Origin of the sequence: Streptomyces ardesiacus (assembly GCF_003112575.1) — a bacterium.
In the GTDB taxonomy this organism is placed as follows: Bacteria; Actinomycetota; Actinomycetes; order Streptomycetales; family Streptomycetaceae; genus Streptomyces; species Streptomyces ardesiacus.
In genome coordinates, this window is record NZ_BEWC01000002.1 from 17,164 (window position 1) to 44,061 (window position 26,898).

Here is a 26,898-nt window from a genome sequence, read left to right on the forward strand (position 1 = left end):
TGGTCTGGACCTGTCGGTGCGGGGCGGTCTAGGATGCGAGCGACATCGCACCACCTCCCCTGACATCCGGCGTTTTGTCAGGATGTCCATGGACAAACGGAGTTGGCACATGAAGCGACGTATCGCCCTGGCCGCTGCCGCCGTTGCCGCGGCCATCGCCCTGCCACTGTCCAGCGCCACCGCGGCGGAGGCCAGTACGTGGCGCATCGCCGGGTACTACACGACCGCGGCCGAGTGCGACCGCGCCGGGCAGGCCGGGGCGGTCCTGTGGGGGCCGCTGTACATGTGCAAGTACACGGGGCAGCAGAACGGGCACGACTGGTACGAGCTCTGGGTGCACTGACCGGGGCGTGGGACGAGCGCGTTGACAGTCCTGCGGGTCGGTGCGTGTAATGAGGGTGGTGCCGCGTGGCGCCGGTCAAAGAGCAGTGGGCCGGCCGGCGATCGGGCGAGCGCCCTTCCTCCAAGGGGTACGTGATGCGTTCCTGCTCCGCGCCCTGATCCCGGGATTCCCGACGCAGCGCTTCCGCGCGTCCCTCTCGTGCTCGTCCCTCATTCCTCCGCAGGCCGCGGCACGTGCCGTCGCCGCGGCCTGCCGTCCTGGAGACACAGAACTTCATGCCCACGTCGTTCCATCAGTCCGTCATCGACGAGTTCCGCGCCAACGAAGGCAAGGTCGGTGGCCCCTTCGCAGGCGGTGACCTGCTTCTGCTGACCACCACCGGTGCCCGGTCGGGCATCTCGCGGACCGTGCCGCTCGGTTACGTCCGTCACGAGGGGGCCCTGCTCGTCGTCGGGTCCAACCTCGGTGGCCCGCGGCATCCCGGCTGGTACCACAACCTGCTCGCCCGTCCCGTCGTCCGCGTGGAGGTGGGCACCGCCGACTTCGAGGCGCTCGCGGTGCCCGCCGAAGGGGAGCGGCGCGAGCAACTGTTCGCGCACGCCGTGCGGGTGGCGCCCGGCTACGGGGACTACCAGGCCCGCACCAGCCGGCTGCTGCCGGTCGTGGTGCTGGAGCGGGCCGAGCCCGAGGCGTACTTCGCGTCCCCGGGGGCGGCGGCCGGCGCGGCGCCCGGGCTCGGGCTGCAGATCCGGCAGCGGTGCCTGGCGTTCTGCCAGGCGCTGGAGTTCCATCACGCGAGCGAGGACGGGCATCTGTTCCCCGGCATCGCCCGTCACCATCCGCACCTGGGCGGCGTCTTCGACCGGCTCGCCGGCGAACACCGCACCGTCGCCCGCATCCAGGGGGAGCTGGCCGCCCTGCTGGTGCGGGTCACCGTCACCGAGCCGGAACGTTTCCGGCAGGAACTGGCCGCCATGTCCACCGAGTTGAACGCACATCTCGACTACGAGGAGGAGGTTCTGCTGCCCCTGCTGGCCGACGTGCCGTGGCCGCCGGCCGCGCCGCGGGTCACCTGATCGTGCGGATGAGCTTCTTGTTGACGAACTCCTCGATGCCCGCGCGGCCCAGTTCACGGCCGAAGCCGGAGCGCTTGATGCCGCCGAAGGGGAGTTCCGCGCCCTCCGCGCCGACGCCGTTGACGAAGACCATGCCGGCCTCGATGCGGTCGGCGACGCGGTCGGCCTGGGCGGGGTCGGTGGTGAAGACGTAGGAGCCGAGGCCGTAGGGGGTGTCGTTGGCGATGCGTACGGCGTCGTCCTCGTCGGCCGCCGGGAAGACCGTCGCCACCGGGCCGAACAGTTCCTGGCGGGCGGCGGTGTGCTCGGTGGTCAGGCCGGTGAGGACGCCGGGCGGGAAGTACGCCCCGTGCCGTTCGCCCTCGCTGTGCAGGGTGGCGCCCTGGGCGACGGCCTCGTCGACCTGGCGGGCCAGGTGCTCGGCGGCGGCGACGGACGACAGCGGCGCCCCCGTCGCACCCGCGAGGAGGCGGGCGGTGAACCGCTCGGTGAACGCCTCGTACCACTCCTCGACGACGATGAACCGCTTGGCCGCGTTGCACGCCTGGCCCGTGTTGTCGAGGCGGGCGGCGACGGCCGCCTCGACGACCGCGTCCAGGTCGTCGGTGGAGAGCAGGAGGAAGGGGTCCGAGCCGCCGAGTTCCAGGACGACCTTCTTCAGGTGCCGTCCGGCGATCTCGGCGACGGCGGCACCGGCCCGCTCCGAGCCGGTGAGCGAGACGCCCCGCACGCGCGGATCGGCGATGACCGTCGCGACCTGATCGTTGGTGGCGTACACGTTGACGTAGGCGCCGGCCGGGAAGCCCGCCTGGGCGAAGAGCCGCTCCAGCAGGGCGGCGGTGGCGGGGCACTGGGGCGCGTGCTTGAGCACGACCGTGTTGCCCAGGGCCAGGTTGGGGGCGGCGAAGCGGGCGACCTGGTAGGCCGGAAAGTTCCACGGCATGATGCCGAGCAGCACGCCGACGGGGGCGCGCCGGACGACGGCGCTGCCGGGACCCGAGGTGACGGGCAGCGGCTCGTCGGCGAGGAACTCCGCGGCGTGGTCGGCGTAGTAGTGGTAGATGTCGGCGCAGAAGCCGACCTCGCCCTCGGCCTCCGCCAGGGGTTTGCCCATCTCGCGGACGATGCTCGCGGCCAGCCGGTCGCGGTGCTCGGTGTGCAGGTCGCCCAGGCGGCGCAGCAGCGCGGCGCGTTCGGCCACCGTGCTCGTGCGCCCCCAGGCGGCGGCCTCGTGGGCGGCGGTCACGGCGGCGGCGACGTCCGCGTCGGAGGCGGTGGGGCAGGTCTCGGTGACTTCGCCGGTGGTGGGGTCGGTTACGGCGTACATCGGGTCTCCGGGGTGGGGTGGGGGAGGGCGGACGGCGTGGGTCAGGGCTCCAGGATGGTGCGGACGCCGGTGTTGGCCCTGAGGTCGTCGAAGGCCTCGGCCGCCTCCGTGAGGGGGCGGACCTTGCCGATCAGGTCGTCCAGCGGGAGCCGGCCGGCCAGGTGGAGGCGGGCGAGCTTCGGGATGTCGATCTCCCCGACGCTGGAGCCGTAGTTGCAGCCGAGTATGCGTTTGCCCTGGTCGGCGAGGTCGAACAGGTTGAAGGAGCCGGTCGCGCCGGTGGCCGCCATGCCGACGAGTACGGCGGCCCCGCCCGGGGCGAGCATGGCGGGGAGGGTCTCGATGACCCGCGGGCTGCCGATCGCCTCGAAGGCGTGGTCGACGCCGCCGAGGTGCTCCTGGCACCAGGCGGCCACGTCGGTCTCCGCGCCGTCCAGGGTGTGGGTGGCGCCGAAGCGCCGGGCCACGGCGAGGCGTTCGGGGGAGAGGTCGACGGCGACGACGGGATCGGCGCCCACCAGGCGCAGGCCCATGACGACGCTCAGGCCCACGCCGCCCGTGCCGACGACGACCGCGGACTCGCCGGGGCGGACCCCCGCGGTGTTCATGACCGCGCCGACTCCGGTGGTGATCGAGCAGCCGAGCAGCGCGCCGATGCCGAACGGCAGCTCGGCCGGCACCTTGACCGCCGCCGTCTCGGGGACGACCAGCCGGTCGGTGAAGGCGCCCAGCCCGAGGTAGGGCCAGACCGGCTCGCCCCGGGCGTCGGAGAAGGGGGTGCTTCCGTCGGGCAGGGTGTTGGCGACGGCCTTGGTGCCGGTGCACAGCCACGCCTGTCCGGCCACGCACTTGCGGCAGCGCCGGCACGGGGCGAACCAGGAGAGGACGACGTGGTCGCCGGGGCTCAGGGCGGTGACCCCGGGGCCCGTGCCGGTGACGACGCCGGCCGCTTCGTGGCCGAGGACGAGGGGACGGTCGGTGGGCCAGTCGCCGGTCACGATGTGGAGGTCCGAGTGGCACACGCCGGCCGCGCGGACGTCGATCTCGACCTCGCCCGGTCCGGCGGGGCGCAGCGCCACCTCACGGGTGCGCAGGCCCGAGCCGGGCTCGAAGACGACGGCGGGGGAGAGTTGCGACGACATCAGGACGCGTTCACCTCTTCGGGGTTCGGCCGGGGGCCGGTGTGGTGCGGGAGCCGGGTGTGGGGCCTGGCGAGGACGACGTAGGCGGCGCCGACGACGAAGAGCACGGAGAAGACGAGGATCACGGCCCACGTCTGGACCCAGCCGCCGTCGGCCGGTGCCAGTTCGGCACGCGGCCAGGCGATGTTGACCGCTTCGAAGAGCAGCCAGAGGACGGCGAGCACGTTGACGGCCAGGCCGAGCCGGCCCAGTCGCACCTGCCCGGCCGCCGGGTTCCACCGGCCGCTCAGGCGGGCGGCGAGCGCCACGAGGGCGACGGTGAGGAAGATGAAGTAGAAGCCGCCCGAGCCGAACGAGATCAGGGTCGCGGCGGCGTTGCCGTTCAGCCCCAGCAGGAGCCCGAGGACGGCCAGCACGGCGGTCGCGATGAGGGAGACGTACGGGATCTGGCGGGGGCCGACGGTGGCCAGGGTCGCGGAGAAGGGCAGTTGCCGGTCGCGGGCGAAGGCGAAGACGGCGCGGCCGATGTACGTCTGGATCGAGATGGCGCACGCCAGGAACGCGATCAGGACGACGACGATGAACGGCTTCTCGCTCCACCCGCCCAGTCCGTCGGTCACGGCGGTGAAGACGGGGTCGGCGATCGCCCCCGCCACGGCGTCGCGGGGGCGGCCGAGCGCCAGCGTCACCGCGAGGCCGGTGAGCAGCACGGTGAAGGCGACGAACAGGTAGGCGCGCAGCAGGGCCCGCGGCACGCTGCGGCGCGGCTGCTCGGTCTCCTCCGCGACCTGCGTGGTCGCGTCGAAGCCCAGGAAGGCCCAGCCCGCCACGGCCAGGCAGGTCAAAAAGCCCGCCAGGACCGACCCGCCGGAGGCCCGGCCCGCTCCGAGGGTCTCGAAGAGGATGCCGAAGCCGTTGTTGCGGACGAACAGCAGGAGGATCAGGCTGACCGCGATGGAGGCGAGGCCCTCGGCGATGATGCCCGCGTTGAGGAAGTGCTTCACCGGGTTGACGCCGAGCAGGTTGATGCCGAGCGCCACGGCGACGAAGACCACGCCGAGCAGGACGTGGGTCAGCGGCGAGGGGGTGCCGTCGGCCACGAGCATGTGCAGCCAGCTCGCCCCCAGGTAGGCCACGGTGGTCAGGGAGGCGACGGCGGAGGCCAGGTAGAGCCAGCCGACCAGCCAGCCGAGCCGGGGACCGCCCAGCCGGCGCACCCACTGGTAGACGCCGCCCGTCATCGGGAACTGGGAGGACAGTTCGGCGTAGACGGTGGCCACCAGGAGCTGGCCGAGGAAGGCCACGACGACCGCCCAGATCCACGCGGGGCCGGCGAAGACGAAGCCGAGCTGGACGACGGCGTAGATCCCGACGACCGGTGAGATGGTCGCGAAGCCGATCGCGAACACCGCCCAGGCGGACAGGGTGCGCTTCAGTTCCTGCTGGTAGCCGTAGTCGGCGAGGTCACCGGCATCGGTGCGAGTGTCGTTCACGTGCGTCCCCTGACCGTGGTGCGTGCCGGAGCGGCGCTATTGGTCGCCTGACCAATTGCTTAATTGGTCGCACACTCAATAACATTCCCCCCATGACGTCAAGGGGTCCGGGAAAACGCGTGCGCAAAACGCCGGTCGAGCGCCGCCACGAGATCGTCACCACCGCGGCGCGGATCGGGCTCACGGAAGGGCTGGAATGCATCACGCTGCGCCGGGTCGCCGAGGAACTGGGCGTCCAGTCCGGCCTGGTCGGCCACTACTTCCCGGCGGCCGACAAACTCGTGGCCGAGGCCTTCACGAGCGCCACGATGACGGAGCTGGACGGGTTGCTCCCCGAGTGGCCCGCGCGGCCCGGGACGACCGGCGCGCAGGACGGCGCGGAGGACGGCGCGCAGGACGGCGCGGAGGACCCGGGCGGGGGCGCCGCGCGTGGTCCGCTGGGCGCCCTGCGGCGCTTCTTCGGCCTCATCTCCAGCGACGACTTCGACGACGTCAGCCGGCTGTGGCTGAACGCGCGGCACCTCTCCCGGTACCGCCCGGTGCTCCGCGAGCACGTGGTGGAGCAGGAACTGCTGTGGTGCCGGCGCATCGAGCGGGTCGTCGCGGCCGGGGTGGAAACGGCGGACTTCCGCTGCGGCGACCCCTGGGCGGCGGCCGTGCGCATCCTCGTCGCCATCGACGGCACCAGCGCGTACATCAACACCAGCGAGGGGCACCGGGCCGGCCCGCTGACCGGTGTGGCCCGCGCTGTCGCGGAGACGGAACTGGGGCTGCCGGCGGGGGCGCTGGAGGCGGCCGCCGGGTGACGGCCGGGAGCCCCCGCGGTGCCCTACGCGGACTCCAGCACCTCCTTCAGCCGGGTCAGGTCGGCGGTGACCATGGCCGCGTCGCGTTCGAAGTCCGCGTCGGCCGTGCCCGGTTGCCGGCGGAGCGTGAAGACGACCTCGCTCGCCGTGCCGTCGGCGATGACGCGGACCGGGTTGTGGACGGTCTCGCCGGAGGGGAGCGTGACGTCGTGGTCGAGGACGCCGAGGTCGTTGCGGGGGACGAAGGCGACCTTGACCCGGCCGAGGGGGGAGGAGTCCGCGATCCACTCGCCCCCGATCCTCTCGACGGTGGCGCCGAGGCCGTGGGCCCACGCGGGCAGGTTGGCCGGGTCCGAGGCGTAGGCGTAGACGTCGTCCACGCCGCGGTCGATGCGGATGCTCAGGTGGCGGGAGTCGCTGCCGGTGCTGTTCATGGCGGCGACGGTAGCGGGCCGTCGGCACCGTTCTCTTGAACGGATCGGACAGTCGCCGGGCCGACTCCCCGTCGGCAAAGGCACGGGCGGGGCGGGCGTAGCGTAGGTGGTATGACGACGTACGGATCCTTTCCCGGCACCCGGCCCCGGCGGCTGAGGACCACCCCCGTGATGCGTCGGATGGTCGCCGAGACCCGGCTGCACCCCGCCGACTTCATCCTCCCCGCCTTCGTCCGGGAGGGCGTGAGCGAGCCGGTGCCGATCGCGGCCATGCCCGGCGTCGTGCAGCACACCCGGGACACGCTGAAGAAGGCCGCCGCGGAGGCGGTGGAGGCCGGGATCTCCGGGATCATGCTCTTCGGGGTGCCGGAGGAGGGGAACAAGGACGCCCTCGGGACGGCCGGTACCGACCCCGACGGGATCCTCCAGGTCGCGCTGCGCGACGTACGGGCCGAGGTCGGGGACGAGCTGCTCGTCATGTCCGACCTCTGCCTCGACGAGTTCACCGACCACGGGCACTGCGGGGTCCTCGACGACCAGGGGCGGGTCGACAACGACGCCACCCTGGAGCGGTACGCCGAGATGGCGCAGGTCCAGGCCGACGCGGGCGCCCATGTCGTGGGGCCCAGCGGGATGATGGACGGGCAGATCGGTGTCGTCCGTGATGCCCTCGACCAGATCGGGCGGGAGGACGTCGCGATCCTCGCGTACACCGCCAAGTACGCCTCCGCCTTCTACGGGCCCTTCCGCGAGGCCGTCGGCTCGTCGCTCAAGGGCGACCGGAAGACCTACCAGCAGGACGCCGCCAACGTGCGCGAGTCGCTGCGGGAGCTGGCGCTGGATCTGGAGGAGGGCGCCGACATGGTGATGGTCAAGCCGGCCGGGCCCTACCTCGACATCCTCGCCAAGGTCGCCGAGGCCAGCGACGTGCCCGTCGCCGCCTACCAGATCTCCGGCGAGTACTCGATGATCGAGGCCGCCGCCGAGAAGGGCTGGATCGACCGCGACCGGGCCGTCCTGGAGAGCCTCACCGGGATCAAGCGGGCGGGCGCGCGCAACATCCTGACGTACTGGGCGACCGAGGTCGCCCGCACGCTGCGCTGAGCGACCTGTGCCGGCCCTTCGTGCAGGGGGTCCGGGTGCGCGGACCCCTTCAGTACTCGAGGGCGTTGGACACGTCGGTCTGCCAGTAGGTGACCATCAGCGCGGTGTCCACGTACACGCCGCCCGAGGGCAGCGTGACCCGGGCGATGGAGCCGTCCTCGAAGGGGACGGTGAGGGCGGTCGTCGTGTAGCCGTTCTCGCCGCTGCCGTCGCCGGACGACAGGCGCACGCCCGCGTACCCCGACTCGCCGGGGGCCAGCGTCGTCAGCGACTGCGGCTTGCTGGACTCCGCGACCGGCGGCACCGCCTGGGCCTCGCCGAAGCGTGCCGCCGGGTACTGCGGCAGCGCACACGTCTTCGAGCCGGTGTTCGTGGCGGTCAGCAGCAGGTGGTTGATCGGGCGGGGGGCCTTGGCCGCGGTGATGCGGACGTCGCTCGCGGAGCACTTGCCGGGGAGGGCCGCGTCGGAGCCGCCGGAGCCCTTGCCGGAGCCGGAGTCCGAGCCCGACGCGTTGCCCTGCTTCCCGGCGGAGCCGTTCGACCCGGAGCCCGTGGAGCCGGTCTTCCCCGTGTCGCCCGTGTCACCCGTGGCTCCCGTGTCGCCCGTCTGATGGGCGTCGCCCTTTGCGCCGCCCGCCGGCCGGCTGTCGTTCCCGTCCGCCGACGCGGAGGAGGAGGACTCGGGGGACGGGCTGCCCGTGAGTGCGTCGCCCTCGCAGGCCGTCAGGGAGAGCGCGGCCAGCGCGACCGTGGTCGCGGCGAACAGGCGGGTACGGGTGAGGCGGCGTGCGGACATGGAAGTTCTCCTTCGGAAAAGGGGAGTTGGGGCGAGCCGCTCGACCGTTCACCGGGAGCGGCTGCTTTGATGACCACAGCTTGCGGTCGTGCTCGTCCCGGCCGCCAGCACGGGGGGAACATGCGGGACGATGGGACGCCAGGAACGCCCTGACCTGCGGGAACGGTGTCCTTCTGGGACGCGGTACGGGGATGCGAGAAGAGGGAGGAACGGTGGCGGGGGACGACTTCGCGGGACTGCTTCGGGAGCTGAAGGAGCGGTCCGGGCTCAGTTACGGGGCACTCGGCAAGCGGCTGCACATGAGCGGCTCGACCCTGCACCGGTACGTCAGCGGGGAGGTGGTCCCGGTCGAGTTCGCCCCCGTCGAACGCCTCGCCCGCGTGTGCCGGGCGACGCCCGAGGAACTGCTCGAACTGCACCGCCGCTGGATCCGCGCGGACGCGCTGCGGGGAGTGAAGAAGGGCGGGCCGGAAGGCGGCGGCGCCGGTGCCGAGGGCGCCCGGGGTGACGGGGGCTCCGGGGAGTCCGGGGGCGCGGACGGTGCCGACGGTGCGGTCGCGGAGGGCGCCCCGCGGGTACCGTCGGCACATCCGGCTCCGGCCGCAGCCCCCGCACCGCGGACTCCGTCGGCACCGGAGATTCCGTCGGCGCCGGACGCCCCGTCGGCCCAGGAGGCGCCGCCCGTCCTCGACACCCCCGCCCCGCCCCGCCGCCGGGTCCCGCGCGCCGCGCTCTACGCCGCGTCCGGGGTCGTCGCCGTCAGTGCCGCCGTGGCGCTCGTGGCCAACCTCGTCTCCAGCCCGGACGACGACGGCGGGCGCGGTCCCGCCGGGGCCGTCGCGCAGACCTCCACGCGGGTGTCCGGCACCGCCACCGGGTCGCCCTCACCGAGCGCGAGCGCCTCCCGGTCCGCCACGGCCTCCCCGTCCGCGACCGCGTCGTCCCCGTCCGGGACCCCCTCCACGGCACCGTCGCGTCCGGGCACCGCCACGCCGGGCCGCAAGGCACCCGCCGACGGGCCGCCGCTCACCGTGTCGACCACCCCGTACTACTGGGACCTCCCCTGCGACCACGCCTTCCTGGTCGACCGCAGCCCCAAGAACGTGCCGGAGCCGCCCCCGCTGCAGGGCGCCGTGGGATGGGCCGTCCCGCTCAAGGCGGTCTCCGCGAACCGGCAGATGGCCGTCCTCACCGTGCAGGGCACCGGCCCGGAGACGGTCGTCCTGAACGACCTGCACGTCCGGGTGGTCAGCAGCGGGCAGCCGCTGGACTGGAACCAGTACGTGATGGGCAACGGCTGCGGCGGCCAGGTGGACACCAAGGCCTTCGACGTGTCGCTCGACCTGGGCACCCCGCCGGCGACGCCGATCGGCGGACAGCGCGACTTCCCCTACAGCGTCAGCGAGTCCGACCCCGAGGTGTTCTACGTCAACGCGCACACCAGCGGACACGACGTGAGCTGGTACCTGGAGCTGGAGTGGACCAGCGGCGGCCGGCACGGCACGACCCGCGTCGACGACCACGGAAAGCCCTTCCGCACCAGCGCCTCCCGGGACGACTCCTACTACGCGTACCCCCTCGGCGGCCACGGCTGGGAGCTGGTCGAGGGCGGCTGAGCCGAGCGGGGGGGGCGCCCGCGGTCCGCGCGGCCGTCCCCGCGTACGGCACCACCGCGCCTCGCACGGGTGTCCGGATCGCGGAAAGCCGTGTGTAGGCGGCACGTACTTCTTTACGCTGCGCGCATGACCGTGACTGAGACCGCGCCCGCCGCCCCCGCCGGGTCCGCCGCCGTGCCCGCTCCGCCGCCGTCCCTCGCCGCGCGGGTCCGCTCGGTCGGCGGTTCGCCCGTACGGGACATCCTCGCCGTCACCGCCCGCCCCGAGGTGATCAACTTCGCGGGCGGGCTGCCGGCCCCCGAGCTGTTCGACGCCGAGGGCATCGCCGCCGCGTACCGTGACGTGCTCGCGGAGGAGCCCGCGCGGGCCCTCCAGTACTCCACCACCGAGGGCGAGCCCACCCTGCGGGCCGCGCTCGCCGCCCGCACCTCGGAGCGCGGGCTGGCCACCGACGCCGACGACGTCCTCGTCACGACCGGTTCGCAGCAGGCCCTGTCGCTGCTGGCCACCGCCCTGCTCGAACCCGGCGACACGGTCCTCGTCGAACGTCCGTGCTATCTGGCCGCGCTCCAGGCCTTCGGGTTCGCGGGTGCGCGCGTGGTGGCCGTGCCCGGGGACGAGGACGGGATCGACCCCGGGGCCCTGGAGGAGCTGGTGGTGCGCGAACGCCCCAGGCTGCTCTACACGGTCCCCACCTTCTCCAACCCCACCGGCCGCACCATGCCCGCCGCCCGCCGTGCCGCCGTCGCCGAGGTCGCCGGGCGGTGCGGGCTGTGGATCGTCGAGGACGATCCGTACGGCGAGCTGCGCTTCGAGGGCGAACGGGTGCCGTGGATCGCCTCCTACGAGGGCGCCCGGGACCGGACCGTGCTGCTGGGCTCCTTCTCCAAGGTCATGGCGCCCGGCCTGCGCCTGGGCTGGCTGCGGGCGCCCGCCGCGCTGCTCCGGGCGTGCGCGGTCGCCAAGCAGGCCGCCGACCTGCACACCCCGACCGTCAACCAGCTCGCCGCCGCCCGCTACCTCGCCGACCGGGACCTGGACACCCACGTCGCCCGCGTCGCCGCCGCCTACGGCACCCGCCGGGACGCCATGCTCGCGGGCCTCGCGGACGCGCTGCCGCAGGGGTCGCGGTGGACCCGCCCCGAGGGCGGCATGTTCCTGTGGGTCCGGCTGCCGGACGGCTACGACACCACCGCCCTGCTCCCCGACGTCGTCCGGCACGACGTCGCCTACGTCCCCGGCGCGCCCTTCCACGCCGACGAGCCCGACCGCGCCACGCTGCGGCTCTGCTACGTGACGCAGACCCCGGACGAGATCGCGGAGGGGCTGCGGAGGCTGGCGGAGGGGCTGGGACAGGCGGTGCGCCCGAGGGCCTAGGACCCGCGCCGGAGCCCGGGGCAGGTCCAACGGACGAGGGCGCGGGCGTCGGTGCCGCACGTACGGTGAGGGCATGGCTGACAGCACACGGACGACGGCTCCCTTCTCCCTGGACGCCTACCTGGAACGCATCGGCTGGGAGGGCGCCCGCCGGCCCGACGCGGCCACGCTGGGCGGCGTGCAGCTCGCCCACCTGCGGGCCGTCCCCTTCGAGAACCTCGACGCCCTGGGCGGCCGTGCCCCCTCCCTCGACCTGGCCGACCTGACGGCGAAGCTGGTCCACGGCCGCCGGCGCGGCGGGTACTGCTACGAGCACAACACGCTGTTCGCGGCGGCCCTGGAGGCGCTCGGCGTCCGGGTGACCCGGCTGACCGCACGGGTCGTCCTCGGCGCCGACCGCTTCGAGGACCGGCCGCGCACGCACATGGCGCTGCTCGCCGAACTGCCCGGCGACCCGCGGCCGTACCTGGTCGACGTCGGCTTCGGCGCCCTCGGCTCGCTGCTGGCACCGGTGCCGCTGGTCGCGGACACCGAGTTCCACGACGCCGGACGCCGGCACCGGCTGGTGCACGCGCCGCAGCGGGGCCCCTTGGAGACATGGGTGCTGCAGGCGTACGCCGCGGACGGCTGGCAGGCGCAGTACGCGTTCACCGTGGAGCCGTTCGAGCCGGCCGACTACGAGGTGATCAACTGGCACGTCGCCACGAACCCGCGTTCCCCCTTCTCCCGCCGCCCCTACGTCCAGCGCCTCGCCCCGGACGCCCACCTGCTCCTGGACGGCGACCGGCTCACCGTGACGCACACCGCCGACGGCACGGTCACCGAGCGGAAGCTGTCCGACGAGGCGGAGGCCCGCCGGGTGCTGGCGGAGGAGTTCGGCATCGACGCCCCCGAGGGGCTGACGCTGCTCGGGGACTGACGCCGCCGGGGGCTCGCCGCTACCGGGGCGGGGACGACCGGGCGGCGCCGTGCACGCGGGCGTCGACGCACTCCCGCTCGGCGTGGGCCGACGCCGACCGGAAGCAGGCCCGGACGACGGCCCCGGGCCGGGCCGCGGTCATGACCGTGTAGACGTAGGACTCCGTGTCGACCTCGTCCTCGGTCTGCGCCCGCCGGGTCGGGCCGCCCGCCGTCATCTCCAGCCGGTCCCCGACCCGCGTCCCCCACATCCGGGCCCAGCCGGCCTCGCACCCGGGGCTGTAGCGCACCTCCACCCGGGCCCCCGTGGTGGTGCGCTCGGTGGTGAGGGTGTCGGGGCCGGCTCCGCAGTACATCTGCATCGGGTCCTGGCCCTCGCAGGCGGCGCCCCGGCAGCGGGGGCCGGGCGCGGCCGGTGCGGCGGAGGGCGACGCCTGGGCCTTCCGGTCGCCCTGCCGGTGCGGCAGCAGCAGGAACGCCGAGAGGGCGCTGCCGGCGGCGAGGGCGCACACCGAGGCGAGCACCGTCACCAGGCGCCCGTGGCGCAGGGGCGGCCGGGCCGGGAGCCCGGGAGGCCGTTGGGGCGGCCCCGGTTCCGGCGGCGGTGCCGCCGGCGCGGATGCGGGTCCTGGCGGTTCCGGTTCCGCGGGTGCCGGTTCCGTGCGGGGCGGGGCGGCCCGCGCCGCACGGTTGCTCCACTCCGCCTCCGCGATCTCCCACAGGGCCAGCAGCCGCCCCTCCGGTTCCCGGGCGAGCCGGCACAGGTCCCGCACGGCCCGGCGCGGCGGCACGGCCTTGCCGTTGAGGTAGCGCTCCCAGGACGACTTGCTGTACGGGGTGCGCTCCGCGAGCGCCGCCAGGCTCAGGCCCGTACGGGTGCGCAACTCCCGCAGTGCCGTGGTCAGCCGCTCGCGTTCCGGCGTCACGTCGGCGCCTTCCCCCGCAGCGCCCTCCAGGTGTGCGGACCGACGATGCCGTCCACGACGAGTCCGTTGCGCTTCTGGACGCGCTTGACCGCGCGCTGCGTCAACGGGCCGAAGATGCCGTCGATCTCCCCCGGGGACAGCCCCGCCCGCTGCAGCAGGCACTGCACCTCGGCCACCTCGGGACCGGCCTCGCCGTAGGCCACGATGGCCTCCCCGGTGCGGCTGTTGCCCGCGTACCAGCGGCCGTCGGTCTCCTCCATCCGGCAGGTGTACGCGGCCGGCGAGCCGGACGCCGACGCGGTGACCCGGGCCGGGCCCGCCGTCGTCGCACCGACCGCCCTGCCGTCGTCGTCGGAGCCGGAGGTGCCGGTGAACCGCACGGCCAGCAGGACGGCGGCGGCAAGGGCCAGGACCAGGACCGCCGCACCCGCCGTCACGGCGAAGCGCGGGAGACGCCCCTCGGGCTCCCCGCCACGGGGCGGCACGGGCGCGGCGCCGTCCGTCGCTCCCCCCGCGCCGTCCGCCCCGGTCGCCGCCGCCCCCGGCCGGTCGCCGACGCCGCCTCGGGTCCGCGCCCAGTGCGCGGCCGCGACCTCGTGCAGGGCGAGCAGCCGGGTCGGGTCCTCACCGGTGATCCGCGCCATCGCCTCGACGGCGTCCCGGGGCGGCAGCGACCGCCCGCCGAGATAGCGCTCCCACGACTTGGCGCTGTACCCCGTCTTCGCGGCCAGTTGCCGCATGCTCAGTCCGCCGTGGTCCTTCAGCCCCCGTAATCGCACGACCAACCGGGCCACGCGCGGGTCGAGTTCGGCGGGCAGCTCTTTCCAACGCGACATGTTCCCCCACTCGCGTCCGGGTTCGCCGGTCAAGGTCCCGTTCCCCGGGCCTCATTCTGCATCAGCGGCACGGCACCCACCCGGCCATGGTTCTCCTGTTCGTACGGAATCGGCCACCGTCCGCACCCCGGGGCGTCCCGCCGTGCCGTCTCCCCGCGCGGCATCCCCGCAGGTCGGAGGGCGGGACGTCCCGCGTGCACGTCAGGTGGGCGGCAACCGTCGCCAGGCGTGCCGCCCAGGCCGCAGGATCGTCGTCGACAGCACCGCGAACGCATCGGAGGGAAACCATGCGCGCTTTGACCAGGGCACTCGTGAGTGTGAGCACCGCGGCCGGGATCGCCGTCGGCTCACTGGCGGTGGCGGCCACCGCGACGGCCGCGCCCGCGCCGGCCCGGCAGCAGACGGTGAGCGCCGGGGCGGTGTCCGTGCTCGCCGTGAACAACCTGGGGCTGGACACCCGGCACGCCAAGAACTGGCAGTGCTACCTGAAGTTCATGGGCTACAACCCCGGCTCGTCCGACGGGCTGCTGGGCACCAACAGCTGGAAGGCGGGGCAGCGCCTGTTCGCGTCCGAGGGGTTCTACCCCAAGGACGAGATCGACGGAATCGTCGGCCCCAAGACGATCCGGGGACTGCAGCGCTACCTGAACGCCCACGGCTACAACGCCGGCACGGCCGACGGGATCGCCGGGCCGCAGACCAAGGCGGCGTTCTGGGAGTTCAACGAGACCTGCTGAGCCGGACCCCGGCACCGCACCACCGGGCGCGGCCCGTCCTCCCACGGGGGAGAGGACGGGCCGCGTGCCGTGGCGCGGCGGTGCTCAGAGCCGCTCGGGCGTCCGGATGCCCAGCAGGGCCATGCCCCGGTGCAGGGTGCGGGCCGTGACGTCGCACAGGAACAGGCGGTTCTCCACCTGCGCCGGCGTCTCGGCCTTCAGGACCGGGCACTTGTCGTAGAACGCCGTGTACAGCGACGCCAACTGGTACAGGTACGCGGCCAGCTTGTGCGGGGCGTACTCCGCGGCCGCCTCGAAGACCGTGTCCCCGAACGCGTCCAGGTGCAGGCCCAGCGCGCGCTCCGCCTCGTGCAGCTCCAGCTCCGGGTGGGCGGCGGGGCGGACCTCGCCGGACTTGCGGAGGATGGACTGGATCCGGGCGTAGGCGTACTGGAGGTACACGCTGGTGTCGCCGTTGAGCGAGACCATCTGGTCCAGGTCGAACTTGTAGTCGCGGTTGGGCGACGTCGACAGGTCCGCGTACTTCACGGCCCCGATGCCGACCTGCGCGGCCCGCTCCCGGATCTCGTCCTCGGTCAGGTCCCGCGCCTTCTCCCGCACGACCTCGGCGGCCCGCTGCACGGCCTCGTCCAGCAGGTCCTCGAGGCGTACGGAGGCGCCCGCGCGCGTCTTGAAGGGCTTGCCGTCGGCGCCGAGCACCGTGCCGTAGGCCATGTTGTGCGCGGTGACCTCGTCACCGAGCCAGCCGGCCCGGCGGGCGGTCTCGAAGACCATCTTGAAGTGCAGGGACTGGCGCACGTCGACGACGTACAGCAGCGTGGTGGCGTGCAGGTCCTGGACGCGGTTGCGGATCGCGGTCAGGTCGGAGGCCGCGTAGCCGAAGCCGCCGTCCGCCTTCTGCACGATCAGCGGGACCGGCTGGTCGTCCTTGCCGCGGATCTCGTCGAAGAACACCACGAGCGCGCCCTCGGAGCGCACCGCGACCCCCATCTCCTCCAGGAGGCGGGCGGTCTCCGGCATGCCGTCGTTGTACGCGGACTCGCCGACGATCTCCTCGTCGCGGATCTCCATGTCCAGCTTCTCGAAGACCGAGTAGAAGTAGACCTTCGACTCGTCCACGAAGTGCTGCCACAGCTCCAGCGTCTCCTTGTCGCCGGACTGCAGGGCGACGACCCGCTTGCGGGCCCGCTCCTTGAACTCCTCGTCCGAGTCGAAGAGGGCGCGGGAGGCCTTGTACACCCGGTTCAGGTTCGACATGGCCTGCTCGCCGTCGACGTCCTCGGCCGGGGCCAGCTCGCCGGGGTGCTCGAAGAGGTACTGGATGAGCATGCCGAACTGGGTGCCCCAGTCGCCGATGTGGTGCCGGCCGATCGTCTTCTCGCCCGTGAAGTCGAGCATGCCGCGCAGGGCGTCGCCGATCACCGCGGACCGCAGGTGGCCGACGTGCATCTCCTTCGCCACGTTCGGCTGGGCGTAGTCGACGACCGTGGTGCCCGCGTCCTGCTTCAGCGGCACGCCCAGGCGCTCGCCGTCCGCGAGGCGCGCGGCGAGGTTCGCGGTGATCGCCCGGTCGGCGACGGTGATGTTGAGGAAGCCCGGCCCGGAGACCTCGACGTCCTTGATCAGCTCGTCACCGGTGGTGATCCGCGCGACGACCTCGGCCGCCAGCTCCCGCGGATTGGCCTTCGCCTTCTTGGCCAGGGCGAGGATTCCGTTGGCCTGGTAGTCCGCCCGGTCGCTGCGTCGCAGCAGCGGGTCGGCGCCGGCGGCCTCCGGCCGGGTGGCCGTGAGGGCGGACGCGAGCTGCTGCTGGACGGAGTCGGTGAGGGACGTGACCGAGGCCATGGAGTGGCTGCCGTTCTGCTCGGGTTCGTGGAAGGAGTACAGAAACCGAGTATCCCATGCGGTGAAAAGCGGTTTTCGCGGATGCGGGCCGGGCTGGGAGAATGGAGCGGACAGCCGTGCGACCGCGCGGCTGTCTCCGGAACAGTTCCAGAGAAGTTTCAGGGAAGAGGACGTGCCGATCGTGGCTCAGAGCACAGAGACCACCGACTGGGTCTCCCGTTTCGCGGACGAGGTCATCGCCGAGTCGGAGCGTCGTGCCCCGGGCAAACCAGCGGTCGTCGTCGCGTCCGGACTCTCCCCCTCCGGCCCCATCCACCTGGGCAACCTGCGCGAGGTCATGACCCCGCACCTGGTCGCCGACGAGATCCGCCGCCGCGGGTACACGGTGCGGCACCTGATCTCCTGGGACGACTACGACCGCTACCGCAAGGTCCCGGCCGGTGTCCCCGGGGTGGACGAGAGCTGGGCCGAGCACATCGGCAAGCCCCTGACCTCGGTCCCGGCCCCCAAGGGCTCCCCGCACCCGAACTGGGCGGAGCACTTCAAGGCCGCGATGACCGCCTCCCTCGCCGAGCTGGGCGTGGAGTTCGACGGGATCAGCCAGACCGCGCAGTACACCTCCGGCGTCTACCGCGAGCAGATCCTGCACGCCATGAAGCACCGGCGGGACATCGACGCGATCCTCGCCCAGTACCGGACCAAGCCGAAGACCGCCGGCAAGAAGTCGCAGAAGCCCGTCGACGAGGCCGAGCTGGAGGCCGCCGAGGGCTCCGGTGCCGCCGCCGAGGACGACGGCAGCTCCGGCTCCGCCGGGTACTTCCCGTACAAGCCGTACTGCGGCAACTGCGAGAAGGACCTGACCACGGTCACCGCGTACGACGACGACTCCACCGAGCTGACGTACGCCTGCACCGACTGCGGCTTCTCCGAGACCGTGCGGCTGAGCGAGTTCAACCGCGGCAAGCTGGTCTGGAAGGTCGACTGGCCCATGCGCTGGGCCTACGAGGGCGTCGTCTTCGAGCCCAGCGGCGTGGACCACTCCTCGCCCGGCTCCTCGTTCCAGGTCGGCGGGCAGATCGTCGGCATCTTCGGCGGCAAGCAGCCGATCGGGCCGATGTACGCCTTCGTCGGCATCAGCGGCATGGCCAAGATGTCCTCGTCCAAGGGCGGGGTGCCCACCCCGGCCGACGCGCTGCAGATCATGGAGCCGCAGCTCCTGCGCTGGCTGTACGCCCGCCGCCGCCCCAACCAGTCCTTCAAGATCGCCTTCGACCAGGAGATCCAGCGGCTGTACGACGAGTGGGACCGCCTCGACGCCAAGGTCGCCGACGGCAGCGCCCTGCCCGCCGACGTCGCCGCCCACTCGCGCGCCGTCCGCACCGCCGCCGGTGAGCTGCCGGCGACGCCCAGGCCGCTGCCGTACCGCACGCTGGCCTCCGTGGCCGACATCACCGCCGGCCACGAGGACCAGGCGCTGCGCATCCTCGGCGAGCTGGACCCGGCGAACCCGATCGCGTCGCTGGACGAGGCCCGGCCGCGCTACGACAAGGCCGAGGCGTGGATCAACACCCACGTCCCCGCCGACCAGCGCACCATCGTCCGCCAGGAGCCCGACGCCGAGCTGCTGAAGTCCCTCGACGAGCCGAGCCGGCAGTCGCTGCGGCTGCTGCTCGACGGGCTGGCCGACCACTGGTCCCTGGACGGCCTCACCCACCACGTCTACGGCGTCCCCAAGGTCCAGGCGGGCTTCCCCGCCGACGCCACGCCCAAGGAACTGCCGCCGGAGATCAAGACCGCCCAGCGGACGTTCTTCGCCCTCCTCTACCACCTGCTCGTCGGCCGCGACACCGGCCCGCGCCTGCCCACGCTGCTCCTCGCGGTGGGCCAGGACCGGGTGCGGACCCTGCTCGGGGAGTAGGGCGGCGGCACGAGGTACGCGGAAGGGGGCGCCCGGTGTTCGCCGGGCGCCCCCTTCGCCGTACCGCCGTCAGGCGATGTGGTCCTCCTCCAGCTCCGCGCTGTGGCGGTTGGTGAACTGGGTGACCAGTCGCTTGGCCTCGTGGTCGGCCAGCGGCGTGCCGTAGGTCGCCTCCACGTTGTCGCCGAACTCGCGCGGCGTGGGATAGCTGCCGTTGATCGACTGCTTGAAGACCTGGTAGTACGCGTCCTCGTCCGGGCCCTGCGGCTGCTGCGCGGGCCCGCCGCCCTCGCCCAGCTCACGGGTGCGGCCCGGCACGACCGGTATGGGGAAGCTGCCCGTCTCCTCCGGCGAGGGCTCCTGGAGCGGCGGCTCCTCCTCGTACTGGTCCCGGTACTGGTCGGCCTGCCGCTGCTCCTCGTACCACTGCGCGTACTGCTCGGCCGGGTCGTAGGTGGGGTCGTAACCGCCCTGGTAGGCGACCTGGCGGGTGTTGAACCAGGGGCTCTGCTCGGGCTCGGGCTCGGGCTCCTCCTCGGGGGCCTGCCGCTGCCCGGCACGCCGCTGGGCCTCCAGCTCCAGGCGCTGCTCCCCGGCGGGCGCCTCCTTCCGCAGGGCGGGAGCCGCACCGGCGTCGGCCCGGCCCACCGCGGCCGTCTCCGGCTCGGGCGCCGGCGGGAGCAGGGCCGGTTCGATGCCCGCGGCCGCCAGGCCGGAGGGGGCGGTCTCGGCCAGCGGGACGCCGTAGCGGGCCAGCCGCAGGGGCATCAGGGACTCCACGGGCGCCTTGCGCCGCCAGGCGCGGCCGAAGCGGGAACGCAGCCGGGCCTGGTAGACCAGCCGCTCCTGCTCCAGCTTGATCACCTGCTCGTAGGAGCGCAGCTCCCACAGCTTCATGCGCCGCCACAGCAGGAACGTCGGCACCGGCGACAGCAGCCAGCGGGTGAGGCGGACGCCCTCCATGTGCTTGTCGGCGGTGATGTCGGCGATCCGGCCGATCGCGTGCCGGGCGGCCTCCACCGACACCACGAACAGGATCGGGATCACGCCGTGCATGCCCACGCCCAGCGGATCCGGCCAGGCGGCGGCGCCGTTGAACGCGATCGTCGCGGCCGTCAGCAGCCACGCCGTCTGCCGCAGCAACGGGAACGGGATGCGGATCCAGGTCAGCAGCAGGTCCAGCGCCAGCAGCACGCAGATGCCCGCGTCGATGCCGATCGGGAAGACGTAGCTGAAGTTGCCGAAGCCCTTCTGCAGGGCCAGCTCCCGCACCGCCGCGTACGACCCCGCGAACCCGATCCCGGCGATGACGACGGCACCGAAGACGACCATGCCGATGAGAACGCGATGCGCCCGTGTCAGCGGAAGTGGCGCGGCCACCCGTACTCCCCTCCCAGTGCGTGTTGTTGCGCGCAACAGAGTGGCACATGTGTACGGGGAACGGGTGGCCGGAGGGTCTAAGAGGCCGTCAGCCCGACTTCGCCGGGGACGCCGTGGCCGACTGGGAGGCCGCGTCGGAGGGGGACGTGGGGGCCGACGGACTGCCGCTCGACGTGCCGCCCTGCGCCGGGGCGTTGGCCTTCCTCACCGCGGCCACCGCCTCCTTGGCGGCCTTCTGCGCGTCCTTCGCCAGGTCGTCGGCGTCCGGGGTCTTGTCGCCCGCCAGGCCCGCGCCGTTGTAGTCGAGGGTGACGACGACGTTCTCGACGCGCGCCACGACCGTCTGCTGCTTGAAGGTGCCTTCCTTCTTCTTCAGGTCGTAGCGCACCACCGACGCCTCGTCGCCCGTGCCGCTCACCGGCGTCGTCTTGAGGTCCTTCGCGCCCTCGGCGGCCTGCGCGTCCTTGAGCTGCTTCTGGTAGTGGTCACGCGCCAGCTTGTCGCCCTCGCCGCGCGTCACGTCCGACTCGAACCGCAGCATCGACACGCTCAGCCAGCGGAACTGGGAACCCTTCACCCCGTTGTCGTCGAGGCTGTCCCAGGAGCAACTGGCCCGCACCGCCGTGTCGTTGGACGAGCCCTCCTTGCCGGAACCGGCCTTCGGCACCAGGTCGTCCAGCGTCTTCTTCGTCACGGCCGCGCACGGCTCGGGAAGCTTGCCGAACGCCGCCTCCCGCACCGTCGGGGACGGACTCGCGGACGTGGCCGCGGCGGACTCCTCCGCGGCCTTGTCCTTGCCGTCGCCCGAGCCGGAGTCCGAGGAGCAGCCGGCGGCCACCAGCATCACGGGTACGGCGGCCGCGCCCACAAGGACGCGGGTGAGTCGCTTCTCTCGCTTCGCTCGCTGGTCTCGCTGGTCACGCTGGGCTCGTAGCTGCATGGTTCCTTCACTCATGGCACTCGTGGTTCCTGCGTTCGGAACGGGTCCGAGGGGCCACCGTACGCGGTGGGGAAATCACCCGGCCCCGCTGCGGGCGCGCCGTGCGCGGGTGCGCCGGAGCCGCGGCGGGGCTCAGCCGCCGAGGGAATCCGCCAGCCGGGACGCCAGTTTCCGGGCCATGTCCTGCATTTCCTCGCTGTCCGGCACGACGCCGAGCGTCGCCGACTGCTCCGCGTACTCGACGGTCACCACGACGTTCGACGTGCGGAACGCCACAGTCACGGTGCGCCGCTTCGCCGTCGAACCGGAGCTGCTGAGCGCGTCGTCGACGAACGCCTCGTCGCCCAGGTCGTCCAGGAGCCGGGGCTGGACCTCCGCGGTCGACGAGGCCGAGGGCGAGGGGGAGGAGGACGAAGACGAGGAGGACGAGGAGGACGACGAAGACGGGGACGACGAAGACGCGGACGACGAGGCGGACGAGGGCGTGCCGCCCGCGCCGGCGGCGGGGGTGCCGGAGGACGGGGAGCCGTCGGCGGAACCGGACTCCGAGACGACCGGTTCGGGCAGGTCGGCCGCCTCGACCTGCTTCGCGAACAACTGCTCGGCCTCGCTGTCGTCGCTCACGGCGCCGTCGTACGACACCACCCGCTCGAAGTCGACGAAGAGGTGGTCGGTGGCCTCGGCCGACTCCACCTTCCAGCGGCAGCCCACCTTGCGGTCGGTGTCGTACGCGAGGGTCGGCTCACCCGCGTACGCCTTCTCGCGCTGCTCCTCGTCGGCGATCTCCTCGATGCCGGGCAGGAGGGAGTCGAGCATCTTGTGGCCGACCGCGTCGCACGGCTCGGGCAGGGTGCGGTACTTGCCGGGCTCGGCCGCCTCGGTCGCGACGCCGGGCTGCCCCGGGTTCGAGTCGTCCGCCGTGGCACCGCCGCCCGAGCCGCCGGTGCAGCCGGCCAGCACCGCCGCGAGGACGGCGGCGACGCCGGGTACGTAGGCCTTCCGCTGCACGGTGCGGCTCCTCTCGCCGGGGTGGCTGTGATGTCGGGACTCCAGTGTCCCCGCTGGTTATTCGCTTGCCGCACGGGGGCGCTGCCTGCAGACAATGTGTATCGCACGCGCTGCCGTGAACGCCGGTCGGTCGTCCCTTTGGCCGACGTCGGCGCCGGTTCTGCGCTTTGAGACTTCTGTGTGTTTTCCGGGGGAAAGAGGACGTTATGTCGTACGTGGAGATACCGGGCGCCAAGGTGCCGATCCGGATGTGGGCCGACCCGGCGACGGTCGAGGAGGGCGCGCTCCAGCAGTTGCGCAACGTCGCGACCCTGCCGTGGATCAAGGGCCTCGCGGTCATGCCGGACGTCCACTACGGCAAGGGGGCCACGGTCGGTTCCGTGATCGCGATGCGGGGCGCGGTGTGCCCGGCGGCGGTGGGGGTCGACATCGGCTGCGGCATGTCGGCGGTGAAGACGTCCCTGACGGCGAACGACCTCCCGGGCGACCTGTCCCGGCTGCGCTCGAAGATCGAGCAGGCGATTCCGGTGGGCCGGGGCATGCACGACAGCCCGGTCGACCCGGGCCGCTTCCACGGGCTGGCGACGGCCGGGTGGGACGACTTCTGGGGGCGGTTCGACGGGGTGGCGGAGGCGGTCAAGTTCCGTCACGAACGGGCCGGAAAGCAGATGGGAACGCTCGGGTCCGGCAATCATTTCGTCGAAGTGTGTACGGATACGACCGGTTCGGTATGGCTGATGCTCCACTCCGGATCCCGCAACATCGGCAAGGAACTGGCCGAGCACCACATCGGCGTCGCCCAGAAGCTCCCGCACAACCAGGGCCTGGTCGACCGCGACCTCGCGGTGTTCGTCGCGGACACCCCGCAGATGGCGGCGTACCGCAACGACCTGTTCTGGGCGCAGGAGTACGCCCGGTACAACCGCACCCTCATGATGGCGCTCCTGAAGGACGTGGTCCGCAAGGAGTTCAAGAAGGCCAGGCCGGTCTTCGAGGAGGAGATCAGCGCCCACCACAACTACGTGGCCGAGGAGCGGTACGAGGGGATGGACCTGCTCGTCACCCGCAAGGGCGCGATCCGGGCCGGCTCCGGCGAGTACGGCATCATCCCCGGCTCCATGGGCACGGGCTCGTACATCGTCAAGGGCCTCGGCAACGCGGCGTCCTTCAACTCCGCCTCCCACGGCGCGGGCCGGCGCATGAGCCGGAACGCCGCCAAGCGCCGCTTCTCCACCAAGGACCTGGAGGAGCAGACCCGGGGCGTGGAGTGCCGCAAGGACTCCGGTGTCGTGGACGAGATCCCAGGCGCCTACAAGCCGATCGAGCAGGTCATCGACCAGCAGCGCGACCTCGTGGAGGTCGTGGCGAAGCTGAAGCAGGTCGTCTGCGTGAAGGGCTGACGGGCCCGGCCCCCGTCCCGGGGCCTACGCCTCCCGGTGCACCTTGGTGTTCGACGCCTGGGCGCGGGGGCGGACGACCAGGAGGTCGATGTTGACGTGGGCGGGGCGGGTGACCGCCCAGGTGATGGTGTCGGCGACGTCGTCGGCGGTCAGCGGGGCGGCGACGCCCTGGTAGACCTTGGCCGCCTTGTCCCGGTCGCCGCCGAAGCGGGTCAGGGCGAACTCGTCGGTCTTGACCATGCCCGGCGCGATCTCGACGACGCGGACCGGGCGGCCGACGATCTCCAGGCGGAGGGTCTCGGCGAGGACGTGCTCGCCGTGCTTGGCGGCGACGTAGCCCGCCCCGCCCTCGTAGGTGGACAGGCCCGCGGTCGAGGAGACGACCACGACCGTGCCGTCGCCGCTCGCCTCCAGCTTGGGGAGCAGGGCCTGGGTGAGGTTGAGGGTGCCGATGACGTTCGTCTCGTACATGCGGCGCCAGTCGTCCGGGTCGCCGGTGGCCACCGGGTCGGCGCCGAGCGCGCCGCCCGCGTTGTTGACCAGGACGCCGACGGTCTTGAACGCGGTCGCGAACTCGTCGACCGCCTCGCGGTCCGTGACGTCCAGGGGGTAGGCCGTCGCCTGGTGGCCGGCCGCCCGGATCTCCTCCGTCAGCGCCTCGATGCGGTCCTTGCGGCGCGCGGTGAGGACGACGCGGTAACCGGCCGCGGCGAGCTGCCGGGCCGTGGCGGCGCCGATGCCGCTGCTCGCGCCGGTGACGACGGCGATGCGGGAGGCGGCGGACGGGGCGGCTGCGGGGGCCATGGGCTGCTCCTCGGTCGGTGGTGCGGGTCGCCGCCCAGGGTAGTCAGCGCGGTGGTCAGCCGCCGTTGCGCGGGGCCCACATGATCACGGCCATCCCGGCGAGGCAGACCAGGGCCCCGGTGACGTCCCAGCGGTCGGGGCGGTAGCCGTCGGCGGCCATGCCCCACAGGATCGAGCCGGCCACGAAGATCCCCCCGTACGCGGCGAGGATGCGGCCGAAGTGGGCGTCGGGCTGGAAGGTGGCGACGAAGCCGTAGGCGCCGAGGGCGAGGACCCCGCCCGCCGCCCACAGCCAGCCGCGCTGCTCGCGCACCCCCTGCCACACCAGCCAGGCGCCGCCGATCTCGAACAGGGCGGCGACGACGAAGAGGGCGGCGGAGCGGAGGACGAGCATGCGGGCAGCTTCCCACGCGCCGCGTGCGCGCCGGACGGCGGACCTGCGGAATAACGGCGGGGGGCGCTCCGTTCCAGGGTATAGTTGAAACGTAAACAACCTGGAGGTTGAGCGATCATGCAGTTCGGCATCTTCACCGTCGGCGACGTCACGCCCGACCCGACCACGGGCCGTACGCCGACCGAGCGTGAGCGCATCAAGGCCATGGTCGCCATCGCGCTCAAGGCCGAAGAGGTCGGGCTCGACGTCTTCGCGACCGGCGAGCACCACAACCCGCCCTTCGTGCCCTCGTCGCCGACGACCATGCTCGGCTACATCGCGGCCCGCACCGAGCGGCTGCTCCTCTCCACCTCCACCACCCTGATCACCACGAACGACCCGGTGAAGATCGCCGAGGACTTCGCGATGCTCCAGCACCTGGCCGACGGCCGGACGGACCTGATGATGGGCCGCGGCAACACCGGGCCGGTCTACCCCTGGTTCGGCAAGGACATCCGCGAGGGCATCAACCTGGCGATCGAGAACTACGCCCTGCTGCACCGCCTGTGGCGCGAGGACGTCGTGAACTGGGAGGGGAAGTTCCGCACGCCGCTGCAGGGCTTCACGTCCACCCCGCGCCCGCTGGACGGCGTCGCGCCGTTCGTGTGGCACGGCTCCATCCGTTCCCCGGAGATCGCGGAGCAGGCCGCGTACTACGGCGACGGCTTCTTCCACAACAACATCTTCTGGCCCGCCGACCACACCAAGCGCATGGTCGAGCTGTACCGGGCCCGGTACGCCCACTACGGGCACGGCACGCCCGAGCAGGCGATCGTCGGCCTCGGCGGCCAGGTGTTCATGCGGAAGAACAGCCAGGACGCGGTGCGCGAGTTCCGCCCGTACTTCGACGTCGCCCCGGTCTACGGGCACGGGCCGTCGCTGGAGGACTTCACCGCGCAGACGCCGCTCACCGTCGGCTCGCCGCAGCAGGTGATCGAGAAGACGCTCGCCTTCCGCGACTACGCCGGTGACTACCAGCGCCAGTTGTTCCTGATGGACCACGCCGGGCTGCCCCTGAAGACGGTGCTGGAGCAGCTCGACCTGCTCGGCGAGGAGGTCGTGCCGGTGCTGCGCGAGGAGTTCGCCAAGGGCCGTCCGGCGAACGTGCCGGACGCGCCGACCCACGCCTCGCTGCTGGCCGCGAAGAACGCCGGCCGTGAGGACCAGGAGAAGGAAGGAGCGCGCGCATGAAGCTCGTCGTCGTCTCCGCGGGGCTGAGCGTCCCGTCGTCCACCCGGCTGCTCGGCGACCGGCTGGCCGCGGTCGCCGCCCCGGCCGCCACCGCGCCCGAGCCCGCCCCGGCCGACGTCCGGGTGATCGAGCTGCGCGACCTCGCCGTGGAGATCGCGCACACCTTCACCAACGGCTTCCCGGCGCCCGCCCTCGCGGACGCGTTCGCCGAGGTCGCGTCGGCCGACGGGCTGATCGTCGTCACGCCGGTGTTCTCGGCGTCCTACAGCGGGCTGTTCAAGTCGTTCTTCGACGCGCTGAGCGTCACCGACGAGGACGCCCTCGCCGGGAAGCCGGTGCTGATCGCCGCGACCGGCGGCACCGCCCGGCACTCCCTGGTGCTGGACCACGCGCTGCGGCCGCTCTTCGCCTACCTGAAGGCCGTCGTCGTGCCCACCGGCGTGTACGCCGCCTCCGAGGACTGGGGCGCCGAGGGGCTCGACGCCCGGATCGGGCGGGCCGCGACCGAGCTGGCCGCGCTGGTGGCGGGGCCGGCGGGGACGGCGGGGCGCCCGGCGGGCCGTCCGCTGCCCAAGCGGGACTCCTTCGAGGAGGTCACGCCCTTCGCGGAGCGGCTGGCCGCGCTGAGCGTTCCGGGCCCGAGCCCGGCGCCCTGAGCGCCGTACCGCCGCACGACGCGCCGCCGTACCGCCGCGCAACACGCCGCCGCCCCAGGCACCGCCGTACAGCACGACGCACCGCCGTACAACCGCACAACGCACCGCCGTGGCGCCGCAGCGCACCGTGAGCCGTCGGCCGGGTCGTCCGAACCCGGTCGGCGGCTCACCGGCATTCAAGCCCTGGTGAACACTTCCGGAAACCGGCAATGCGCACCAGTGGCACCTGCACGCATCATGGGGACACGGGGAGCACTGCGGAAGGGGGCGGACGATGACGACGACGGTGACGAGGAACAGTCCCTTTGTCCGTCCGCTCCATCCGCTCCACCGGCTCCGACCGGACGAACCCGGCTCCGCCCCGCGCGTCGCCGGTGCCGCGGCACAGGACC

At 72.9% G+C, this 26,898-nt stretch carries 25 protein-coding genes; 12 read left to right on the top strand and 13 right to left on the bottom strand.

The annotated features are described in order from the left end of the window. Positions 1-109: 109 nt before the first annotated feature. Both Sdi02f_RS06990 and Sdi02f_RS06995 read left to right on the top strand, forming a co-directional pair. Positions 110-343 carry a hypothetical protein gene (locus tag Sdi02f_RS06990; protein ID WP_053664576.1) on the top strand — a complete coding sequence of 78 codons (234 nt, stop codon included), beginning with the start codon at positions 110-112 and terminating at the stop codon, positions 341-343. Between the two features lie 275 nt (positions 344-618). Continuing rightward, entirely contained in the window at positions 619-1,419 is an 801-nt protein-coding gene (locus Sdi02f_RS06995) for a nitroreductase/quinone reductase family protein (RefSeq protein ID WP_053639113.1), read from the top strand. Here Sdi02f_RS06995 and Sdi02f_RS07000 read toward each other — a convergent pair. From Sdi02f_RS07000 to Sdi02f_RS07010, 3 genes are read right to left on the bottom strand one after another with little or no spacing between them, the layout of a single operon-like run. Then, positions 1,412-2,746, bottom strand: coding sequence for an NAD-dependent succinate-semialdehyde dehydrogenase (locus Sdi02f_RS07000; RefSeq protein ID WP_108932951.1), 1,335 nt, complete (start codon positions 2,744-2,746; stop codon positions 1,412-1,414). The two genes, Sdi02f_RS06995 and Sdi02f_RS07000, sit on opposite strands and share 8 nt — an antisense overlap. Before the next feature lie 41 nt (positions 2,747-2,787). Beyond that, positions 2,788-3,888: a zinc-binding dehydrogenase gene (locus Sdi02f_RS07005; protein WP_053664572.1), complete on the bottom strand. Its 1,101-nt coding sequence runs from the start codon at positions 3,886-3,888 to the stop codon at positions 2,788-2,790. After that, positions 3,888-5,381, bottom strand: coding sequence for an APC family permease (locus tag Sdi02f_RS07010; RefSeq protein ID WP_030401589.1), 1,494 nt, complete (start codon positions 5,379-5,381; stop codon positions 3,888-3,890). Before Sdi02f_RS07010 ends, Sdi02f_RS07005 begins: the two co-directional genes overlap by 1 nt. Positions 5,382-5,473: 92 nt before the next feature. On the opposite strand from Sdi02f_RS07010, the gene Sdi02f_RS07015 reads away from it, so the two are divergent. Then, complete coding sequence (locus Sdi02f_RS07015) at positions 5,474-6,187, top strand: TetR/AcrR family transcriptional regulator (RefSeq protein WP_053639116.1); 714 nt, start codon at positions 5,474-5,476, stop codon at positions 6,185-6,187. Between the two features lie 23 nt (positions 6,188-6,210). On the opposite strand, the gene Sdi02f_RS07020 is transcribed toward Sdi02f_RS07015, so the two are convergent. After that, positions 6,211-6,621 carry an SRPBCC family protein gene (locus Sdi02f_RS07020; protein ID WP_031086830.1) on the bottom strand — a complete coding sequence of 137 codons (411 nt, stop codon included), beginning with the start codon at positions 6,619-6,621 and terminating at the stop codon, positions 6,211-6,213. Positions 6,622-6,732: 111 nt separating this feature from the next. Between Sdi02f_RS07020 and hemB the strand changes: the two genes are divergently transcribed. Then, positions 6,733-7,725, top strand: coding sequence for a porphobilinogen synthase (hemB, locus tag Sdi02f_RS07025; protein WP_030401592.1), 993 nt, complete (start codon positions 6,733-6,735; stop codon positions 7,723-7,725). 49 nt (positions 7,726-7,774) lie between these two features. Here the strand turns inward: hemB and Sdi02f_RS07030 are convergent, their stop codons facing one another. Continuing rightward, positions 7,775-8,521: a DUF4232 domain-containing protein gene (locus tag Sdi02f_RS07030; protein ID WP_108932952.1), complete on the bottom strand. Its 747-nt coding sequence runs from the start codon at positions 8,519-8,521 to the stop codon at positions 7,775-7,777. Between the two features lie 212 nt (positions 8,522-8,733). Between Sdi02f_RS07030 and Sdi02f_RS07035 the strand changes: the two genes are divergently transcribed. The 3 genes from Sdi02f_RS07035 (at position 8,734) to Sdi02f_RS07045 (ending at position 12,433) form a co-directional block, all read left to right on the top strand. Next, a complete protein-coding gene (locus tag Sdi02f_RS07035) occupies positions 8,734-10,137 on the top strand; it encodes an XRE family transcriptional regulator (RefSeq protein ID WP_108932953.1) in 1,404 nt (467 codons plus the stop codon). Between the two features lie 126 nt (positions 10,138-10,263). Next, positions 10,264-11,514, top strand: coding sequence for an aminotransferase-like domain-containing protein (locus Sdi02f_RS07040; RefSeq protein WP_108932954.1), 1,251 nt, complete (start codon positions 10,264-10,266; stop codon positions 11,512-11,514). Between the two features lie 73 nt (positions 11,515-11,587). Next, positions 11,588-12,433, top strand: coding sequence for an arylamine N-acetyltransferase family protein (locus Sdi02f_RS07045; protein WP_030401596.1), 846 nt, complete (start codon positions 11,588-11,590; stop codon positions 12,431-12,433). A 19-nt stretch (positions 12,434-12,452) separates the two neighbouring features. Here Sdi02f_RS07045 and Sdi02f_RS07050 read toward each other — a convergent pair whose 3' ends face one another. Both Sdi02f_RS07050 and Sdi02f_RS07055 read right to left on the bottom strand, forming a co-directional pair. Then, positions 12,453-13,358 (bottom strand): helix-turn-helix domain-containing protein, encoded by a 906-nt coding sequence (locus Sdi02f_RS07050; RefSeq protein WP_030401597.1) that lies wholly within the window; start codon positions 13,356-13,358, stop codon positions 12,453-12,455. Further along, entirely contained in the window at positions 13,355-14,194 is an 840-nt protein-coding gene (locus tag Sdi02f_RS07055) for a peptidoglycan-binding protein (protein WP_037799368.1), read from the bottom strand. The genes Sdi02f_RS07050 and Sdi02f_RS07055 overlap by 4 nt, the downstream gene beginning before the upstream one ends. Before the next feature lie 311 nt (positions 14,195-14,505). Here Sdi02f_RS07055 and Sdi02f_RS07060 point away from each other — a divergent pair, with 311 nt between their 5' ends. Next, positions 14,506-14,931 carry a peptidoglycan-binding domain-containing protein gene (locus Sdi02f_RS07060; RefSeq protein WP_372503597.1) on the top strand — a complete coding sequence of 142 codons (426 nt, stop codon included), beginning with the start codon at positions 14,506-14,508 and terminating at the stop codon, positions 14,929-14,931. An 84-nt stretch (positions 14,932-15,015) separates the two neighbouring features. On the opposite strand, the gene argS is transcribed toward Sdi02f_RS07060, so the two are convergent. Then, a complete protein-coding gene (gene argS, locus Sdi02f_RS07065; protein WP_030401600.1) occupies positions 15,016-16,776 on the bottom strand; it encodes an arginine--tRNA ligase in 1,761 nt (586 codons plus the stop codon). 172 nt (positions 16,777-16,948) lie between these two features. On the opposite strand from argS, the gene lysS reads away from it, so the two are divergent. After that, a complete protein-coding gene (lysS, locus tag Sdi02f_RS07070) occupies positions 16,949-18,694 on the top strand; it encodes a lysine--tRNA ligase (RefSeq protein ID WP_031086811.1) in 1,746 nt (581 codons plus the stop codon). A 69-nt stretch (positions 18,695-18,763) separates the two neighbouring features. On the opposite strand, the gene Sdi02f_RS07075 is transcribed toward lysS, so the two are convergent. From Sdi02f_RS07075 to Sdi02f_RS07085, 3 genes are all read right to left on the bottom strand, one after another. Further along, positions 18,764-20,074 (bottom strand): DUF2637 domain-containing protein, encoded by a 1,311-nt coding sequence (locus Sdi02f_RS07075; RefSeq protein WP_031086809.1) that lies wholly within the window; start codon positions 20,072-20,074, stop codon positions 18,764-18,766. Positions 20,075-20,162: 88 nt separating this feature from the next. After that, positions 20,163-21,014 carry a DUF3558 family protein gene (locus Sdi02f_RS07080; RefSeq protein WP_031086807.1) on the bottom strand — a complete coding sequence of 284 codons (852 nt, stop codon included), beginning with the start codon at positions 21,012-21,014 and terminating at the stop codon, positions 20,163-20,165. A 132-nt stretch (positions 21,015-21,146) separates the two neighbouring features. Further along, positions 21,147-22,022 (bottom strand): hypothetical protein, encoded by an 876-nt coding sequence (locus Sdi02f_RS07085; protein ID WP_108932955.1) that lies wholly within the window; start codon positions 22,020-22,022, stop codon positions 21,147-21,149. A 206-nt stretch (positions 22,023-22,228) separates the two neighbouring features. Between Sdi02f_RS07085 and Sdi02f_RS07090 the strand changes: the two genes are divergently transcribed. Continuing rightward, on the top strand, positions 22,229-23,422 hold the full coding sequence (locus Sdi02f_RS07090; RefSeq protein ID WP_030401605.1) for an RtcB family protein: 1,194 nt from the start codon (positions 22,229-22,231) through the stop codon (positions 23,420-23,422). A gap of 24 nt (positions 23,423-23,446) precedes the next feature. On the opposite strand, the gene Sdi02f_RS07095 is transcribed toward Sdi02f_RS07090, so the two are convergent. Next, positions 23,447-24,226 carry an SDR family NAD(P)-dependent oxidoreductase gene (locus Sdi02f_RS07095; RefSeq protein ID WP_030401606.1) on the bottom strand — a complete coding sequence of 260 codons (780 nt, stop codon included), beginning with the start codon at positions 24,224-24,226 and terminating at the stop codon, positions 23,447-23,449. Positions 24,227-24,281: 55 nt separating this feature from the next. Next, complete coding sequence (locus Sdi02f_RS07100) at positions 24,282-24,620, bottom strand: YnfA family protein (RefSeq protein WP_030401607.1); 339 nt, start codon at positions 24,618-24,620, stop codon at positions 24,282-24,284. A gap of 117 nt (positions 24,621-24,737) precedes the next feature. Between Sdi02f_RS07100 and Sdi02f_RS07105 the strand changes: the two genes are divergently transcribed. Together Sdi02f_RS07105 and Sdi02f_RS07110 are read left to right on the top strand one after the other, a co-directional pair. Next, positions 24,738-25,850 carry an LLM class flavin-dependent oxidoreductase gene (locus Sdi02f_RS07105; RefSeq protein WP_030401608.1) on the top strand — a complete coding sequence of 371 codons (1,113 nt, stop codon included), beginning with the start codon at positions 24,738-24,740 and terminating at the stop codon, positions 25,848-25,850. Further along, a complete protein-coding gene (locus Sdi02f_RS07110; RefSeq protein ID WP_030401609.1) occupies positions 25,847-26,506 on the top strand; it encodes an FMN reductase in 660 nt (219 codons plus the stop codon). Before Sdi02f_RS07105 ends, Sdi02f_RS07110 begins: the two co-directional genes overlap by 4 nt. Positions 26,507-26,898: the final 392 nt, after the last annotated feature.